Genomic DNA, 16,177 nt, shown 5'->3' on the forward strand with positions numbered 1-16,177 from the left:
GGCAGCTAGGTCGCCCAAGTGGCTTACCTGCATTGACTCACAGCAACAGCAACACTGCCGCGCCTGCGAGCAAGCCGGCTGCCATAACCGGCACGGTCATCAGTGCCAACTGGCGGCCACCAATCACCGCCACCAAAAAAGCTTTGACCACGCTGTTACTCAGCGCCGCCAGAAAAATCCCCTGCACGGCTACTTGGGCATTCAAATCACCTTGGGCAGTGCGTGCCAAAGAAAGGGTGATGGCATCTACATCAGCCAGCCCCGAGACCAGCGCCACCAAGTAAACGCCGACATCACCGAGCCAACGTTGCGCTCCTTCGACCAGCAGCAGAATCAACGCCAGCAGCGCGGCAAAGCGTAACGCCGGGCCCAATTCAAATGGGTTTTTTAGCGGCGGCTCAGCAGCTTCCTCACTTTCTGTGCCCGCGCGGCGAAAATACAGCAGGGCGCCGCCGGCATAGACCAAGGTGGCCGTGCCCAAAGGCCAAAAAAGCTGTGGTAACAGGCTGGCATTGACCAAGCCGACTTCAAGCAGGATACGCGGGAACATCAGGGCCGAGGTGGCGAGCAGGCCGCACGCCAAAATGGCATGCAAATTACGCCCTGGTGCTAACCGCGCTAAGGTCACGGTCATTGCTGTGGACGACACCACACCGCCCAGCAGCGCAGTGATCAGCAAGCCCTGACGCATGCCCACCAGACGAATCGCCACGTAGGCGGCGAAGCCGATGCTGGCGATCAGCACCACCATCCACCAGATGGCATAGGGGTTGAACGCCTGCCAAGGCCCATAGCCCTGATTAGGCAGTGCCGGCAGCAACACCAGCGAAATAAACAGCAGTTTTAGCGCGCCGGACAGCTCCGCCTCGCTAAGGCGCTGCAAAGCACCGTGCAACGATTGCTTAAGGTTAAGCAGCAGCGCCACGGCCACCGCGCCGGCTGCGGCGAGGCCGGCATAACCGGCCATGGCTAGGCTGCCCAGCAGAAAGGTTAAGAGCAATGCCACTTCACTGGTCAGGCCCATATCACCCAGGCGTTGCAGTTCGCCAAAATAGGAGGCCACCACCAAGGCTGCAAACCCAACGAAGATCACAGCCCATGCCGCTGCACCAAAGTGCTCGCCGAGCAGCATGGCAAAGGCGCCGAGCAGACTACTCAGGGCGAATGTACGAATGCCCGCAACCAGCGTGGAGTCATCCGCATTGCGGCCTTGCCAGCCGCGCTCAGCGCCGATTAACAAGCCAGCGGCCAAGGCACTGGCAAAATTCAGCAAGGTGTCGAGGGTTTCTGGCATGAGCACATCCTAGGTCAAGGTTGCCTGCAGTTTAGCCAGTGCCATGCAGGCTGTATTGCGACAAATCAGTGTGTTGCAGCGCCGAGGCGCACGATTGTTCAAGACGACGCGGCTGCGATGCGGCACGCTATTACGCACTAAGGAGGGCGCATGAGCCGTTTGCAGCATTTTCTCTATGGGTGCCGTGACAGCATCCCGATGATCGTCGGTATTGTGCCGTTTGGTTTGATCTACGGCGCGCTGGCAAGCCTTGCTGGGCTCAGCATCGGTCAGGCGTTGGGCATGTCGTTGTTGGTGTATGCCGGCTCTGCGCAATTTATTGCCATCAGCTTGCTGACAGTGGGCAGCGGTACGCTGGTAATTCTGCTCACCACCTTGGTGGTTAACCTGCGTCATGTGCTCTACAGCGCGGCATTACAACCTTATGTAGGTGGGTTGGCGCAGCGTTGGCGGGTGCCGTTGGCGTTTGGTTTGACCGATGAAACCTTTGCCGTGGTGCAACGCCGTTACCTGGCCCGTGGCATGGTCGAGCATGGCCAGTGGTACCACGCCGGCGTGGCGCTGGCGCTGTATGTGGCGTGGGTGAGCAGTTCGCTGGTGGGCGCGCTGTTTGGTCAGAGTGTGCCGAACCTGGCGGGCTGGGGGCTGGATTTCGCCATGTTGGCAACTTTTATCGGCATTGTGGTGCCGGCGCTGCGCAGCCAACCGCAAATTGCCGCAGCGCTGGTGGCCGGTGCGGTGGCGTTGCTCTGTTATGCCTGGCCGTACAAGCTGGGATTAATGGCAGCGGCGCTGAGCGGCATTGCGATTGGTGTGCTGTTGGAGCGCTATAAAGCGCCAGCCGCTGATGGTGAGGGCGGGTTATGAATATATGGCTGCTGATCCTCGGTATGGCGCTGATCACCTTTGCCATTCGCTACAGTTTGTTTGCCTTTGCTGATCTGCGTTTTCCACCCTTGGTGCGCCAGAGCCTGCATTACGTACCGACGGCCGTGTTGAGCGCCATCGTGCTGCCGGGCATGTTGATACCCGATGGTCAGCAGTGGGCGTTTAACTTGGACAACGCCTATTTGCTGGCAGGTGTGTTGACCATTGCCATCGCTGCACTCACGCGGCATTTACTGGCCACTATTGGTGGCGGCCTGTTGGTGTTTTTTTTACTGCGTGGTGTGCTTGGGCAGTTACCGCTTTAGTGCGGCTTATTTGCTGAAACTGCAGCAAAAAATCGCTGTTGCGGTGGCTTTGTTGGGTGCTCTTGCAGTCAAATGCCTGATCACTCGCTTAGCCACAGCACACAGGTAAACGGACGATGACCGAACAATCACAATTCGCGTTACTGGGTAAAAAGCGTTTTTTGCCGTTTTTTATCACTCAATTACTGGGTGCTTTTAACGACAATATCTTCAAGCAATCGCTGATTCTCGCCATTCTGTTCAAGATCAGTTCCGGGGCTGATAAGGCCTTGTTGATCAACCTTTGCGCCTTGCTGTTTATTCTGCCGTTCTTTTTGTTTTCAGCCCTTGGCGGCCAGTTCGGTGAGAAATTCGCTAAGGACGCGTTAATCCGCAAGATCAAGTTCGCCGAGATTGTGATCATGTTGCTGGGCGCCGCGGGTGTGCTGCTCGGCAACCTGCCATTGATGCTCGCCGTATTATTTGCCATGGGCACTCAGTCAGCCTTGTTCGGGCCGGTGAAGTATTCGATTCTGCCGCAGCATCTTAAAGAGCAGGAGTTGGTGGGCGGTAACGCGCTGGTAGAAATGGGCACCTTTTTGGCCATCCTCGCCGGCACCATTGGCGCTGGCATCATCATGGCCAGCAGCGGCTACGCCTATATCGTTGCTGCCTGCGTGGTGCTGGTCGCCGTTGGCGGTTACCTGGCCAGCCGCGGTATACCGGCAGCAGCAGCGGCCATGCCGCAGCTTAAATTGGATTGGAATATCCTGCGTCAGTCGTGGCTGATCATGAAGCTCGGCCTGGGCCAGCGCCCGGCAGTGTCGCGCTCGTTAGTGGGTAACTCCTGGTTTTGGTTTCTTGGCGCGGTGTACCTGACGCAGATTCCGGCCTATGCCAAAGAGTGGCTGTACGGCGATGAAAGTGTGGTGACGCTGATTCTCACCGTATTCTCCTTAGGCATTGGCCTAGGCTCGATGCTGTGTGAGCGCATGAGCGGACACAAAGTTGAAATCGGCCTAGTACCCTTCGGCTCAATCGGTCTAACCGTCTTCGGTATTTTGCTTTGGTGGTTTTCGGGCGGCTTCCCACAAGCGGCCATCGCGCATGACTGGCTCACCGTGCTCAGTTTCAGCCAAGGCTGGTTGATTCTTGGCTCTATCCTTGGCATTGGTTTGTTTGGCGGCTTTTATATCGTGCCGCTGTATGCGCTGATCCAGTCGCGCACCGTGGAGCAAGAGCGGGCGCGGGTGATTGCGGCCAATAACATCCTTAATGCGCTGTTTATGGTGGTGTCGGCGATTGTTTCGATCTTGTTTCTCAGTGTCGCTGAGCTGTCGATCCCGCAGTTGTTCCTGACCATTTCGTTGATGAACATCGCAGTCAACAGCTACATCTTCAAGATTGTTCCCGAATTCAGCATGCGCTTTATGATCTGGCTGCTCAGCCACTCGATGTACAGGGTTGAGCACAAGGGGCTGGAGGCGATTCCTGATGAGGGCTCAGCGGTGCTGGTGTGCAACCATGTGTCGTTTGTTGACGCATTGCTGATCGGTGGGGCGGTGCGCCGGCCGGTGCGCTTTGTCATGTACTACAAAATCTACAACCTACCGGTGCTCAACTTTATCTTCCGTACCGCCGGCACGGTGCCGATTGCCGGGCGTAACGAAGACTTGCTGATCTACGACGCCGCCTTCAAGAAAATTGCTGAATACCTGCGCAATGGTGAAGTGGTGTGCATCTTCCCCGAAGGCAAGTTGACCACCGATGGCGAGCTCAGTGAGTTCAAAAACGGTATCGAACGCATCATCGACGCTAACCCGGTGCCGGTCATTCCCATGGCGCTGCAAGGCTTGTGGGGCAGTTTTTTTAGCCGTGATCCGCACAAAGGGTTGTTCAAACGCTTATGGTCGCGCATCACCTTGGTTGCGGGCGCGCCGGTGGCCGCCGAGGTGGTTAAGCGTGAGCTGTTACAAGCGCAGGTGGCGGCGTTACGCGGTGATCGGCGCTAGGCATGTAAGGCGTAGGCCTTTATGGTCGAGTGCGTGCTCATCGCGTTAACGCAGCCAGTGGCTGCACTGAACCCACACAGAGGAACTCCACGATGTCTAAGAAAACCTTATTGCCCTTGATATGTGCCGGCATGCTGGGCGTCGCCCAAGCCGCAGTGGTGGTTGAGCCGGTGCCTTATGAAATTGACGGTGAAGCGTTCGAAGGCCTGCTTGTTTATGACGATGCAGTGACCACTGCACGCCCGGGTCTGGTGATGGTGCCTAACTGGATGGGCGTGACTGAAAATTCGGCGAAGAAAGCCGCGCATGTTGCCGGGGATCAATACGTGGTGTTTGTGGCCGACATCTACGGCAAGGCGATACGCCCAAGCAATGCCGGCGAAGCTCAGGCTGCCGCGACCTTAGTTCGCGCTGACCGTGCGCTGCTGCGTAAACGCACCCAGGCCGCTGTAGACGTGCTTAAAGCGCAAGCCGCCGAGGTCGCGCTGGATGCCAGCAAGCTGGGCGCAATTGGCTTCTGTTTGGGTGGCACAGCGGTGCTGGAATTGGCCCGCTCTGGCGCTGACCTAAAAGGGTTTGTGTCATTCCATGGCAACTTGGACACCCCTAATCCTGCTGATGCGCAGAACATCAAAGCGCCGATCTTAGTCTTGCATGGCGCCGATGATCCGATCGTGCCGCAGGCGCAAGTCGATGACTTTATCGCCGAAATGAAGGCTGCTAAAACCGATTGGCAGCTGGTCAGCTACGGTGGCGCGGTGCATTCCTTCACTAACCCAGAGGCGAATATGCCGGGCAACAACCACTACAACCCGCTGGTGGCAACCCGCGCGTTCAAGGCAATGGATGATCTGTTCGATGAAACCTTTGCCAAGTAAACCTTGAACTGGAAGGCCTGGCGGCCTTCCCCTCAACTTTGCTTACATGCCCGGCAGTACTGCGATATCAATGATAGTGCCCGGCAGGCCAGCAATATCGCCCAGCGTCGTTGGCATACCGCTGGCCAGGTCCACGGTATGCAGCGTGGTGCCGGTCAGCAGGTAGGCGGTGTTGCCGCCTTTGCCGTCGCTGGCAATGTCCATCGCGGCGTTCTTCAGACCCTCGGCGACCATACCCACTACCTGCTGGATGCCATCGTTCGGCGGGTTTTGCAGCATCAGGCTGCTGCTGGCCAGATCGACGTTGTATAACGCAGTGGCCTGAGTACCGGCGTATGAATTGGTGTAAGCGCCAGCCACTACTTGAGCGCTTTTGTCTTTATGCGGGCCATCGGCGTCATAGTTTACGGAGCCGTCGACGACCACTTCGCCGGTTTCGACGTTGACGCGAAAATTGGTGCCATCGGCCGCCAGCATGCGCATCTTGTCAGCCACCGGGTTGAAGTCGATAACTGCCTGACCGCTGCCCGGTAGCTGCTTGTTCAGGCTGGCGACCTTGCTGGCTGCGCCAGTGGTCAGGTCCAGGGTGTAGAGCTGATTGTCACTGCCGAGCGCATAGAGCATGCCGTTGGCCGGGCGCACATCCAAGCCGCGCAGTGGGCTTGGGCTGCTGGCAGACATGGTCGCGGTGACTTTCTGGCTGGCGCTGTCAATCTTAAACAGCTGGCCATCGGCACCCAGCGCCAGCAATGTAGCGGCGCTGACGTTGCCAGCCGCGAGGCTCAGCGTAGCGGTGGCAACGGCAGCAGTCAGTGCAGTTTTTAGCGTATTCATGTGTGTTCTCTCATGGGGTTATTCAGCATCGATGCAAGGCCGAACAATGCCTGCCTTGCAGGTGCCTCGATGAAACACCTGATAGCTATACCCATGAGTGAGGGTTTGGATGTCACGGACTGAAAATAAATTTCTCCCAGCCTGAATACCTCAGGCCGAGGTCGTTTTAATTAAGCGAAGCCATCACTGCGCGACCGATATACAGCACCTTGCCAGTGGGTCGGTCTTTTGGGGAGCCGCCAGCCGGTTCCAGAGTCAGCTCGAACAGCTGTCCCGCTTGCACGGCGCCGATCTGTTCGGCGGACAATTGCAACGGCTGACCTGGCTCGACCAGACCCAACGAACGCGGACCAACAGCGGGATCAATCAGCGTCCAGAACTGCACGGAGCGGTCGTCCGGGATCTGGTCATCGAGTAATGGCTGCAGCCGCAGGCTGCCAGCGCCATCAACATGAACCACCCAGCCTGGTTTGGCTGCTTCACCTGGGGCCTGCAGCACCACGGTGAAGCTGTTGGCCGCAGTATCAGTGCGCCAAAAATCAGGCAGCACGGCGATGATCAGGCCGAAGGCTAGGGCCGCGCTGGTAAGCCGCCAGGTGGTCAGGCTTTGCCACCAAGCTCGCCAGCTGTTGACGCGGCTGATGGCTGGCGTCAGGCCGAGGCTGTCCTGCAGGCGTTGCCACAATTGCGCTGAGGGTGTCTGTGGCGGCAATTGGTCACTCAGCTCAAGAAAGTGCTGCTGCCACTGCAGGGCCATTTGCGCGGCGTCGCTGTCGTGTTCAATCAGCTCGCGCACCTCAGCGGTGTCGTCCTCATCGAGCAGGCCCAAGACGTATTCGCCGATCAATGCGCGGCGTTCGGCAGGTTGCTGCGTAATCATGTGTGCAAGCACTCCTGCAGTGCGCGTAAGCCGGCGCGGATACGGCCTTTAATAGTGCCAAGCGGGGTGGTCAGGCGGTTGGCGATTTGTTCATGGGTCAGGCCGTGATAGAAGGCCAGCAGGATTGGGTGACGGCGATTGCGTTCGATGCCCTGCAGGCAGCGGCGTAGCGCTCGATGTTCGCCTTGTTGTTCCAGCAGTTCGGCGGCCTGCGGGCTGTCATCGGCGGCGCGTTCGATAAAGTCGTCATCCAGTTCCACCGTGCGCCCCCGGCTGCGTAGCTGGTTCAGCGCGCGGTAGCGCAGGATGCTGTAGATCCACGCACGACCGCTACCAAGTGCCCGCTGAAAGCGCTGGGCGTTACGCCAGATCTGCACAAACGCATCGTGCATACAGTCTTCAGCCTGATCACGGCGGCCGAGCAAGGTGATGGCCAACCCGAGCATTTGCGCAGCTTCCTGTTGGTAGAGCGCCTGGAATGCGCGTTCGTCCTGCTGAGCACAGGCCTCAAGATGGCTTTCGTAATCAAACAACGGCTGCGCCATGCACGGGTTCCTGAATGTGTGAGCGTGCCGAAGGTTATACCCGAGCACGTGCTGTTTGGATGTCTTGGCAGTGAAACAAAACTTCTCCGCCAGCGTGCAGCCGGCGGTGCGATAGCTGTAACTCGGCTCGTGAGTTGCCAGCTGGAGGACAAAGCGGGATGAACTTGCGTTTAATACGTGGAGTCTATGTGCTTAGTCTGTCAGGAGGACACCCACTTGCATGCCCTACGAATCAGTTTCGCCTTGATCCTAGGCCTCACCGCTCAGTGCGCCCAGGCCCGGGAGTATCGTTACAGCGATGCCCACCTGCACTACGTCGATTTCTTTCAGGAAAGCGCCGGCATGACCGAGCTGTTTGAGCAAATGGCCGCCGGTAACATCGAGCATGTGATGCTCTCTGGTATTCCGGTGGCGAAGAAGTGGCATGAAGATGAGCCCAAGCGGCCACGTTACTACGCCGGCGACGATGCTGACGCCTATTGGTACAGCGCCACTGATGTGCTGGTGGCACATGCTTACAAGCAAGTGCCAGCCGAGCAGCGCAAGCGACTGCACCCGTTTTTATCAGGCTTTAACCCGAATGATAAGAATGCCGACGCGCACATCCGTCGCATGCTCGAACTTGACCCCGGGCTTTGGCAGGGCATAGGTGAGGTATTTACCCGCCACGATGACCTCACCGCGCTCATCAATGGCGATACCCCGCGTGCCAATAACGAGGCACTGGCGCGTGTTTTTCATCTGGCCGCCGAGTATGACCTGCCGGTGATGCTGCATTCCAACATCACCTCTAAGCGTGAGCGCAACCCGCTGTACTTGCAGGAAATTGAAGACCCACTGCGCAACCATCCACATGTGCGTTTTATCTGGGCGCATGCTGGCACCAGCATGGAAATTCATCGGCATCAGCAAAAATTGAAATTTCTCTTGCCGACGCTGCAGCGAATGATCGAGCAGTATCCCAATCTGTATATCGACCTGTCTTGGACCCTGCTCCAGCCTTACCTGCTGGATGCCGAGGGTAAGCCTGATCCGGCTTGGGTAAAATTGGTCAGCAGCTACCCGGCGCGGTTTATGTTGGGTTCTGATGTGGTTGGCCGCTTTAATGGCTTGGCCGAAAATATGACGGGCTTTAAGCCGTTTCTCGACGCCCTACCTGAGGATGTCGCCCAGCAGGTGGCGCGCGATAATTTCCTCGCCGTGCTGCCACGTAAGGTGCAGGCCGAGCTCGCAGAGTGAGCGTGTCATCGCCTTGTCACACCGATGTCATAGGCTCGCGCTCATCTAAAAAGGAGCGCAACATGCACCCCATTGCTTTAAGTAGTGTCATTGCACTTGTATTGAGCAGCAGCTTGGCGCTGGCCGACGTTCAGCTAGAAGGCCCGGTCGAATACGGCATTTTCGTCAACGATTATCAAGACTTTCAGGCCGGTGAGCGGGTGCTAGCCCGCAACAATCAGGTCATCGAGTCGGGCGCGGTGATCCCGGCCAAGCTGGGCAGTAAATTTGGTCTGCGTTATAGCCTTGCGGGCAAAATGGTAGGCGACTCGCCGCTGACTCTGCTCTACCTCACGCCAGGCGTGGTCACCCCAGACGGCAAACGCCATGACAAATTTGTCGTCACGCAAAAGCTGGTCACTGATGCGGCGAAAGAAGTCATGGCCTTTGAATTTACTGAAGCGCATGAAGTGGTGCCTGGCGAATGGCACTTTATGGTGTTTCAAGATGACCGCAAGCTGGTTGAGCAGCGTTTTACCGTGCGCTGATGTAGGGTCAGTTACAACTACCAACCCGAGCCTGGCTCGGGTTTTTTATATGCAAAGCTTCAAGAATCACACCGCACAGTCGATAGCGTACTTAGAGCCGTGTTACTTAAGGCCAGCACTGAACCCATCAACTAAACAACTAATAACCATAAACTTTGTAGGGCTGCCATCCATGACACTCAGAAACCTTAACATTGCACCCAGAGCGACGCTCGGCTTTGGTTTGGTAGCCCTGCTGGTGCTATTGCTTGGCAGCTTTTCGCTGCTGCAAATGGCTGAAATGAACACGCAGGCCGATAAAGTTAAAAGTAAATGGCTGCCTAGCATTATAGGTGTGGGCGAACTAAGCCAGGATGTGCTGCGCCTTCGAGCAATGACCCTGCGTTTAATGCTCAATACTGATGAAAGCATGGCTACGGCTAATTTGTCTAAGATTGAAGATCTCTATGGCGCCTTGGCTAAGTCAAAAGATAATTATGAGAAATATATTTCTTCGCCTGAAGAAAAAGCGAGCTATCAGCGTTTCACCCAGGCGGAAGGTAATTATCTACGCGAGCAGCGGCAGATTGTACAGGCGGTCCGCCAGAACGATTTGGATGCAGCTTTGGCGATAGCTAACGGTGCGCTTAATGGCCACGCCGACAGCATGACCAAGACGTTAATTGAGCTTGCGGGAATTAACCAAATTGGCGCCACCGCTGCGGTGGAAAAGTCTAACCAGGTGTTTGTCAGCGCGCGCTTGTGGGTGATTGCCGTTATAGCTTTGGCGCTGGGCCTAACCGTGATTCTGGCGATGCTGCTGACCCGCAGCATCGTCGCACCGCTGGCTGAAGCGGTGCGGGTGGCCGAAGTGGTGGCGAGCGGTAACCTCACTCAATCAATTGAGGTGCAAGGCAGCGATGAACCGGCGCGCTTGTTGGGTGCGCTAAAAACCATGCAACAGAGTCTGCGCAGCACCATTCAGGGTATTGCCGACTCTTCAACGCAACTGGCCTCCGCCTCTGAGGAGCTGAGTGCGGTGACAGAGGACTCCACCCGTGGTTTGCACCAGCAGAACGATGAAATCGAGCAGGCTGCTACCGCTGTCAATGAGATGACCAGTGCATCAGAAGAAGTAGCGCGCAATGCCGTCAGCACCTCTGAGGCGTCTAAAGAGTCCAACCGCACCGCGCAGCATGGCCGCGAGCAAGTGCGCCAGACCGTTGATTCAATCAGTTCCTTGGCTGAAGACGTCACCAGCACTGCCTCCGAGGTTGAACAACTGGCAGGTAAGGTGCGTGATATCAGCAAAGTCTTGGATGTGATTCGCTCGATTGCCGAACAAACCAACTTATTAGCGCTCAACGCCGCGATTGAAGCCGCGCGCGCAGGTGATGCTGGGCGGGGTTTTGCTGTGGTGGCGGATGAAGTTCGAGCGCTGGCACACCGTACCCAGCAATCAACTCAGGAAATTGAACAGATGGTCGGCGGCATTCAGCAGGGTACTGATAGAGCCGTAAACGCCATGCAAAACAGCAACAGCCGAGCGCGTTCGACCCTGGATGTAGCCAAGGCCGCCGGGCAGGCGCTGGATGAAATCGCAGTGGCTATTTCACAGATCAACGAGCGTAACCTGGTGATTGCCAGCGCAGCAGAAGAACAAGCCCAGGTGGCACGTGAAGTGGACCGCAACTTGGTCAACATCCGCGACCTGTCGATGCAGTCATCTGCTGGGGCCAACCAAACCTCGGCCGCCAGCCAGGAGCTGTCACGTCTCGCCGTTGACCTAACGGCGTTGGTGGCGCGCTTCTCGATTTGATCTTGGCTTACCCGCCTAATGCCGACCTTGGGATCGGGGTGGGCTAGGCGTCAGCAGATGTGTTGTCGACTGATGCACATCTGGCTGCGTCGTAACCCGTCAGTTCAGGGTGCTTTATCTACCTACGGTGTCGTCACTGACTCACGCCACGCAAGCGGTAGCAAAAATGCTTGCCGCACCACCAACGAAAAAGGCCACCTCACGGTGGCCTTTTTACATGCAAAACAAGCGTTGGTTTATTTACCCGCCCAGCGCTTGAGTACTAAGGTTGCGTTGGTGCCGCCGAAGCCAAAGCTGTTGCTCATCACGGTGTCGAGTTGGGCGTTCTCGACGGTGCTGCGCTGGATTGGCAGGTCGGCTATTTCTGGGTCAATTTCATCGATGTTGACCGAGCCGGCGATAAAGTTACCTTCCATCATCAACATGCAATAGATCGCTTCCTGCACCCCAGCCGCGCCAAGCGAGTGACCAGACAGGCTCTTGGTTGAGCTGATGGCTGGCGCTTTGGCACCAAACACTTCGCGCACGGCACGACTTTCTGCTAAATCGCCCACCGGCGTCGAGGTGCCGTGCGTGTTCAGGTAGTCGATGGGCGTATCAACAGTGGCCAGGGCTTGCTGCATGCAGCGCACCGCACCTTCGCCGCTTGGCGCGACCATGTCGTAGCCATCGGAGGTGGCGCCGTAACCGACGATTTCCGCATAGATCTTGGCGCCACGCTTAAGGGCGTGTTCCAGTTCTTCAACCACCACCATGCCGCCACCGCCGGCGATGACGAAACCGTCACGCTTGGCGTCGTAGGCGCGCGAGGCTTTTTCAGGGGTTTCGTTGTATTGGGTGGAGAGGGCGCCCATGGCGTCGAACAAGAAGCTTTGGCTCCAATGCTCTTCTTCGCCGCCGCCGGCAAACACCATGTCCTGCTTACCCAGCTGGATTTGCTCCATGGCATTACCGATGCAATGGGCGCTGGTGGCGCAGGCGGAGGAGATCGAGTAATTCACGCCCTTGATCTTAAACGGTGTGGCCAAGCAGGCGGAAACGGTGCTGCCCATGGTCCGAGGTACACGATAAGGACCGACGCGCTTGACGCCCTTCTCGCGCAGGATGTCCATGGCCTCCATTTGGTTGAAGGTGGACGCGCCGCCGGAGCCTGCGATCAAACCCACGCGCGGGTTGGAGATGGCTTCGGCGCTCAGGCCGGCGTCAGCGATGGCTTGCTGCATGGACAGGTAAGCGAAGGCTGCCGCATCCCCCATAAAGCGATAAACCTTGCGATCGATCAGCTCTTCAAGGTTGAGATCAACCGTGCCGGAGACCTGGCTGCGCAAGCCCATTTCGGCGTAGGCCGGGTTGAAACGGATGCCTGACTTACCGGCACGCAGGCTGGCAGACACGGTGGCTTTGTCATTGCCTAGGCAGGATACGATGCCCAGGCCGGTAATTACGACGCGACGCATGCAGTGAGTCCTTTAAAAATTATCGGTAGAGGTAAACAGGCCAACCCGCAGGCCTTCGGCGCTGTAGATTTCGCGGCCATCGACGCTGACGGTGCCATCGGCAATGGCCAAGACCAACGAGCGGGCGATGGTGCGTTTGATATGGATGTTGTAAGTGACCTTCTTGGCGGTCGGCAGGACCTGGCCAAAGAACTTCACTTCGCCGCAACCCAGCGCGCGGCCACGGCCGGGTTGGCCTTGCCAGCCGAGGTGAAAACCAACCAGCTGCCACATGGCGTCAAGGCCCAAGCAGCCTGGCATGACCGGGTCGCCTTCAAAATGGCAGCCGAAAAACCACAGGTCTGGGGTGATATCGAGCTCGGCAACTATTTCGCCTTTGCCGAACTTGCCGCCCGTGTCGCTGATGTGGGTGATGCGATCAATCATCAACATGTTCGGCGCGGGCAGTTGCGCATTACCTGGGCCGAACAGTTCGCCACGGCTGCAGCGCAACAGGTCTTCCCGGGTGAAGGCATTTTGTTTGGTCATGCGAGCTCCTCAATATGTCCCATGCGCCAAGGCTGGGCGAAACGTTCTGGCTGGCGGCGCAGTCTGCTGCGCCTGCAACAGCCTAGCCATAGACTGTTGCGTTGGGGTGAAAGTCACAGCGTTGTGAGTACAGTTGTACTCTGTTCGTGTGGGCCTTTAAAAGCGTCCATGCCCATTAGCCTGCAGCAGTTCCGTCATCTTGACTACCCGTCGAAGGTCGATGCGGCAGCCAGCGTTGCAGCATGTGCTGTATATCCGCCCGTTTAAACGGTTTTGTCAGGTAGTCATTCATGCCGCATTGCAGGCAATTTTCGCGGTCGCCCTGCAGGGCGTTGGCGGTTAGGGCGATGATCGGTATATCGCTGCAGCCGGGCAAACGGCGGATCTGCCGAGTGGCCTCGTAGCCGTCCATAATGGGTAAGCGGCAATCCATCAGGATCGCGGCGTAACGCTGCTGACTGACGTGCTGCACGGCCTGGGCACCGTCGCCAACCAAACTGACCTGATAGCCCAGGCTGCGCAGCATGGCTTCGATCACTGTTTGGTTGACCGGATTGTCCTCGACCACCAGCAGGGACTGGCCTTGGCCTTGATCGGGTGTGTGCGAGTCTTCACTGGCCACTAAGGCCACCTGCTGAGAAAACGGCAGCGGCACTTCGAGGGTAAAGACCGAGCCGTGACCTTCCTGGCTTACCGCGCGCAGGGTGCCGCCCATGCGCTCGGCGAGCGTACGGGCGATAGGTAAACCCAGCCCCGTGCCCCCGTAACGTCTTGAAATAGAAGTGTCAGCTTGCTGGAAGGCAACGAACATAGGCTCCAGGCGTTCGGGGGAAATGCCAATACCGCTGTCATGCACCGCACAATTGAACCACAACACCTGATCATCTAGCGCTTGCCAGGTGCAGTGCACACTGACGCGGCCGTGTTCAGTGAACTTCAATGCATTACCGATCAGGTTGACCAGAATTTGCCGGATACGCGTGGGGTCGCCCTTGACCTGTAAGTGCTCCAGGCCTCCCTGGATATCAAGTTCCAGTTGCAAGCCACGCTGCTTGGCACTGTGCTGGAACATGTGCATGGAACTGTGCATCAGGTCTGGCAGGTTGAAGGGAATGTGTTCCAGTTCTAAGGCGCCGCGTTCAATGCGCGAGAAATCGAGAATGTCGTTGATGACCTTGAGCAGGTGCTCGGTGGACTCGGTGGCTATGGCTGCGTACTCCGTCTGCTCCTGAGTCATTTCGGTGGTTTCCATCAGCTGCAACATGCCCAGCACACCATTCATGGGCGTGCGCAGTTCATGGCTCATCATCGCTAAAAAGTCAGATTTGGCCCGGTTAGCCAGCTCGGCTTGTTCGCGTGCTTGGGTCAGTAAGGTCATGGCCCGTTGTTGTTCGTCACTGGCGCGGGCCAGGCCGTGGGCCAAGCTGTTGATGTGTTGCGCCAGGGATTGCAGCTCACCCTCACCCGTTTCCGGCAGCGTGGTTTGGTAATTGCCGGCCTGAATCGCGCTAACCGCTTGGCCCATGGCGCTGAGGGGTTCTGACAAGCGTCGGGCAAGGCTACGGGCAAGCATAAAGGTCAACGCCAAGGCAAATAGCGCGAGTAGGCCCGCTTTGAGCAAAATCTCCTGTTGGCGGCTGTTAAACGCGTCGCTGGCGATGCCCACGACCACGCGGCCCAGGTAGTCATTCGGTGGCGGTGAAAGATCGACGTTGTCACTGTGCATAAAGTCAGCATTGAGGGTGACTTTCTGCAGGATGATCGGCGCCTCAAAGGTGCTCACTTCAGCGCGCGTAAGGGTGTCACCATTGGGCTGTTCAACGAAAAGCAAGACGCGATCGTTATGGTCGCGCACCTCCAGAAAACGCACATGTGGGGTTTGCAAGGTGACCCCAAGCAGTGATTTCAGCACCGTCAGGTTGCCGGATATAACCCCGTATTCAGTGGCAGGAGCCAGCTGGCTGGCGATCAGCTGACCGGTTTGCTTGAGCTCCTGTTGCAATTCTTGAAGGCGGGCGAAGGTAAAAAAACCAGTCAACAAGAGGGTTATTAACAACGCTGGTCCGACGCTGATCAGCTGCGTGCGGGTGTGGATATTCCAGCGACGTGGCAGCCTCATTGAGCTTCTCCTTCAGCGAGCTTTTGTGCCAGGGATTCGTTGCTGGGCAATTCAATGGCCAGCGAGCGTGCAACCTGAGGGTTGCTGGTGACCTTGAAAAAACGGGGGTAAGCGCTTTGTGGCCAAGCCGCCGGTGGCTGATCGAGCAACGCTTCAACACTATTCAACCAATCGGTCCGGTCGCTGTAACTGCTGGCCAAACTGCCGGCCTGAACAAAGCTGGCGCTGGGGCCAATAATTGAACGCTGACGCGCGTAGCTGGTGAGCAATAGGTTTTTCACAGTGTGGGAATTGAACAATTCAGGGTCGTTGATACCCAGCAGCAGGTCGCTGTGTGACAGCAGGTCAAGCAATGGTCGACTGTCACGCGTGTCACTCCAGTGTCTGCTCACCAGCGTCATGCCGTGCTCGGTGGCGGCGCGTTGATATTCATCCAAAAGAAACTCACTGCCGCCATCAAATAAAAGCCCGACGCGCTTGGCGTTGGGCAGCAATAAACGTGCCAAATGCATTTGCCGTTGCGGTGAGGGGTCACTCCAAAGCAGGCTCAGTTGCGCAGGCAATATGGTCGGTAAGGAGTTTGCCTCTAGGTGGCTGATGCGCAGCGCCAGAGTGGGCGGGCCGGCAAGGTCGGCTAAACGCCAGTCCAGCGAGGGCCTGTCGAGCAAAACCAGGCGGCTGGCCTCAGGCAATTGCGAGGGTGCTGGCAGTTGGTCTAAAACAACGAGGCTGATGTGGTCGAGCGGCCTGCGCAGTTGCAGGTCGTTGACGAATGCCTGAGTGGCTGGGCTGTCCGTGCTGGCGCTGAAAATGATTTCAGCAGCCCAAGCGGGCAGTGCCAGCAGTAAGCATGAGCAAAACACTATTAGGCGGCGCATCCGTTGGCCTCGGTGA

At 57.4% G+C, this 16,177-nt stretch carries 14 protein-coding genes and 1 pseudogene; 7 read left to right on the forward strand and 8 right to left on the reverse strand.

The window, feature by feature from the left end:
* Positions 1 to 37: 37 nt before the first annotated feature.
* Positions 38 to 1,294, reverse strand: coding sequence for an MgtC/SapB family protein (locus WF513_RS07270; RefSeq protein ID WP_339082822.1), 1,257 nt, complete (start codon positions 1,292 to 1,294; stop codon positions 38 to 40).
* A gap of 150 nt (positions 1,295 to 1,444) precedes the next feature.
* Here WF513_RS07270 and WF513_RS07275 point away from each other — a divergent pair, with 150 nt between their 5' ends.
* From WF513_RS07275 to WF513_RS07290, 4 genes are all read left to right on the forward strand, one after another.
* Positions 1,445 to 2,161 (forward strand): AzlC family ABC transporter permease, encoded by a 717-nt coding sequence (locus tag WF513_RS07275; RefSeq protein ID WP_339082824.1) that lies wholly within the window; start codon positions 1,445 to 1,447, stop codon positions 2,159 to 2,161.
* Positions 2,158 to 2,487, forward strand: a complete 330-nt coding sequence (locus WF513_RS07280) for an AzlD domain-containing protein (protein WP_339082826.1) — start codon at positions 2,158 to 2,160, stop codon at positions 2,485 to 2,487. Before WF513_RS07275 ends, WF513_RS07280 begins: the two co-directional genes overlap by 4 nt.
* Positions 2,488 to 2,603: 116 nt before the next feature.
* On the forward strand, positions 2,604 to 4,478 hold the full coding sequence (locus WF513_RS07285) for an MFS transporter (RefSeq protein ID WP_339082828.1): 1,875 nt from the start codon (positions 2,604 to 2,606) through the stop codon (positions 4,476 to 4,478).
* A gap of 92 nt (positions 4,479 to 4,570) precedes the next feature.
* Positions 4,571 to 5,356 (forward strand): dienelactone hydrolase family protein, encoded by a 786-nt coding sequence (locus tag WF513_RS07290; protein ID WP_339082830.1) that lies wholly within the window; start codon positions 4,571 to 4,573, stop codon positions 5,354 to 5,356.
* 42 nt (positions 5,357 to 5,398) lie between these two features.
* On the opposite strand, the gene WF513_RS07295 is transcribed toward WF513_RS07290, so the two are convergent.
* From WF513_RS07295 to WF513_RS07305, 3 genes are all read right to left on the reverse strand, one after another.
* The gene (locus WF513_RS07295) at positions 5,399 to 6,190 is read right to left on the reverse strand and encodes a DUF4394 domain-containing protein (RefSeq protein ID WP_339082832.1); all 792 of its coding nucleotides are present in this window, start codon (positions 6,188 to 6,190) and stop codon (positions 5,399 to 5,401) included.
* A 166-nt stretch (positions 6,191 to 6,356) separates the two neighbouring features.
* Positions 6,357 to 7,070 (reverse strand): anti-sigma factor, encoded by a 714-nt coding sequence (locus WF513_RS07300; protein ID WP_339082835.1) that lies wholly within the window; start codon positions 7,068 to 7,070, stop codon positions 6,357 to 6,359.
* Positions 7,067 to 7,615, reverse strand: a complete 549-nt coding sequence (locus WF513_RS07305; protein WP_339082837.1) for a sigma-70 family RNA polymerase sigma factor — start codon at positions 7,613 to 7,615, stop codon at positions 7,067 to 7,069. The genes WF513_RS07300 and WF513_RS07305 overlap by 4 nt, the downstream gene beginning before the upstream one ends.
* Before the next feature lie 216 nt (positions 7,616 to 7,831).
* Between WF513_RS07305 and WF513_RS07310 the strand changes: the two genes are divergently transcribed.
* From WF513_RS07310 to WF513_RS07320, 3 genes are all read left to right on the forward strand, one after another.
* A complete protein-coding gene (locus WF513_RS07310; protein WP_339082840.1) occupies positions 7,832 to 8,854 on the forward strand; it encodes an amidohydrolase family protein in 1,023 nt (340 codons plus the stop codon).
* A gap of 62 nt (positions 8,855 to 8,916) precedes the next feature.
* Positions 8,917 to 9,381 (forward strand): DUF3859 domain-containing protein, encoded by a 465-nt coding sequence (locus WF513_RS07315; protein WP_339082843.1) that lies wholly within the window; start codon positions 8,917 to 8,919, stop codon positions 9,379 to 9,381.
* Positions 9,382 to 9,553: 172 nt separating this feature from the next.
* Positions 9,554 to 11,179, forward strand: coding sequence for a methyl-accepting chemotaxis protein (locus WF513_RS07320; protein WP_339082845.1), 1,626 nt, complete (start codon positions 9,554 to 9,556; stop codon positions 11,177 to 11,179).
* 236 nt (positions 11,180 to 11,415) lie between these two features.
* On the opposite strand, the gene fabB is transcribed toward WF513_RS07320, so the two are convergent.
* The 4 genes and pseudogenes from fabB to WF513_RS07340 all read right to left on the reverse strand — a co-directional run bounded on the left by fabB (position 11,416) and on the right by WF513_RS07340 (position 16,161).
* Positions 11,416 to 12,636 carry a beta-ketoacyl-ACP synthase I gene (fabB, locus tag WF513_RS07325; protein WP_339082847.1) on the reverse strand — a complete coding sequence of 407 codons (1,221 nt, stop codon included), beginning with the start codon at positions 12,634 to 12,636 and terminating at the stop codon, positions 11,416 to 11,418.
* Positions 12,584 to 13,164 (reverse strand): annotated as a pseudogene (gene fabA, locus WF513_RS07330) (3-hydroxyacyl-[acyl-carrier-protein] dehydratase FabA). The gene fabB and the pseudogene fabA overlap by 53 nt, the downstream one beginning before the upstream one ends.
* Positions 13,165 to 13,339: 175 nt before the next feature.
* Positions 13,340 to 15,283, reverse strand: coding sequence for a response regulator (locus tag WF513_RS07335; RefSeq protein WP_339082849.1), 1,944 nt, complete (start codon positions 15,281 to 15,283; stop codon positions 13,340 to 13,342).
* Positions 15,280 to 16,161: an ABC transporter substrate-binding protein gene (locus WF513_RS07340; RefSeq protein ID WP_339082852.1), complete on the reverse strand. Its 882-nt coding sequence runs from the start codon at positions 16,159 to 16,161 to the stop codon at positions 15,280 to 15,282. The genes WF513_RS07335 and WF513_RS07340 overlap by 4 nt, the downstream gene beginning before the upstream one ends.
* Positions 16,162 to 16,177: the final 16 nt, after the last annotated feature.

It is taken from the genome of Pseudomonas sp. TMP9, from assembly GCF_037943105.1.
Taxonomy (GTDB): Bacteria; Pseudomonadota; Gammaproteobacteria; order Pseudomonadales; family Pseudomonadaceae; genus Aquipseudomonas.

Bases quoted from the DNA above. Each gene is read 5' to 3' on its own strand.
- WF513_RS07270 (WP_339082822.1), bottom strand. From the start codon at position 1,294: ATGCCAGAAACCCTCGACACCTTGCTGAATTTTGCCAGTGCCTTGGCC.
- WF513_RS07295 (WP_339082832.1), bottom strand. From the start codon at position 6,190: ATGAATACGCTAAAAACTGCACTGACTGCTGCCGTTGCCACCGCTACG.
- WF513_RS07315 (WP_339082843.1), top strand. From the start codon at position 8,917: ATGCACCCCATTGCTTTAAGTAGTGTCATTGCACTTGTATTGAGCAGC.
- WF513_RS07335 (WP_339082849.1), bottom strand. From the start codon at position 15,283: ATGAGGCTGCCACGTCGCTGGAATATCCACACCCGCACGCAGCTGATC.
- fabB (WP_339082847.1), bottom strand. From the start codon at position 12,636: ATGCGTCGCGTCGTAATTACCGGCCTGGGCATCGTATCCTGCCTAGGC.
- WF513_RS07300 (WP_339082835.1), bottom strand. From the start codon at position 7,070: ATGATTACGCAGCAACCTGCCGAACGCCGCGCATTGATCGGCGAATAC.
- WF513_RS07280 (WP_339082826.1), top strand. From the start codon at position 2,158: ATGAATATATGGCTGCTGATCCTCGGTATGGCGCTGATCACCTTTGCC.
- WF513_RS07305 (WP_339082837.1), bottom strand. From the start codon at position 7,615: ATGGCGCAGCCGTTGTTTGATTACGAAAGCCATCTTGAGGCCTGTGCT.
- WF513_RS07340 (WP_339082852.1), bottom strand. From the start codon at position 16,161: ATGCGCCGCCTAATAGTGTTTTGCTCATGCTTACTGCTGGCACTGCCC.
- WF513_RS07285 (WP_339082828.1), top strand. From the start codon at position 2,604: ATGACCGAACAATCACAATTCGCGTTACTGGGTAAAAAGCGTTTTTTG.
- WF513_RS07275 (WP_339082824.1), top strand. From the start codon at position 1,445: ATGAGCCGTTTGCAGCATTTTCTCTATGGGTGCCGTGACAGCATCCCG.
- WF513_RS07320 (WP_339082845.1), top strand. From the start codon at position 9,554: ATGACACTCAGAAACCTTAACATTGCACCCAGAGCGACGCTCGGCTTT.
- WF513_RS07290 (WP_339082830.1), top strand. From the start codon at position 4,571: ATGTCTAAGAAAACCTTATTGCCCTTGATATGTGCCGGCATGCTGGGC.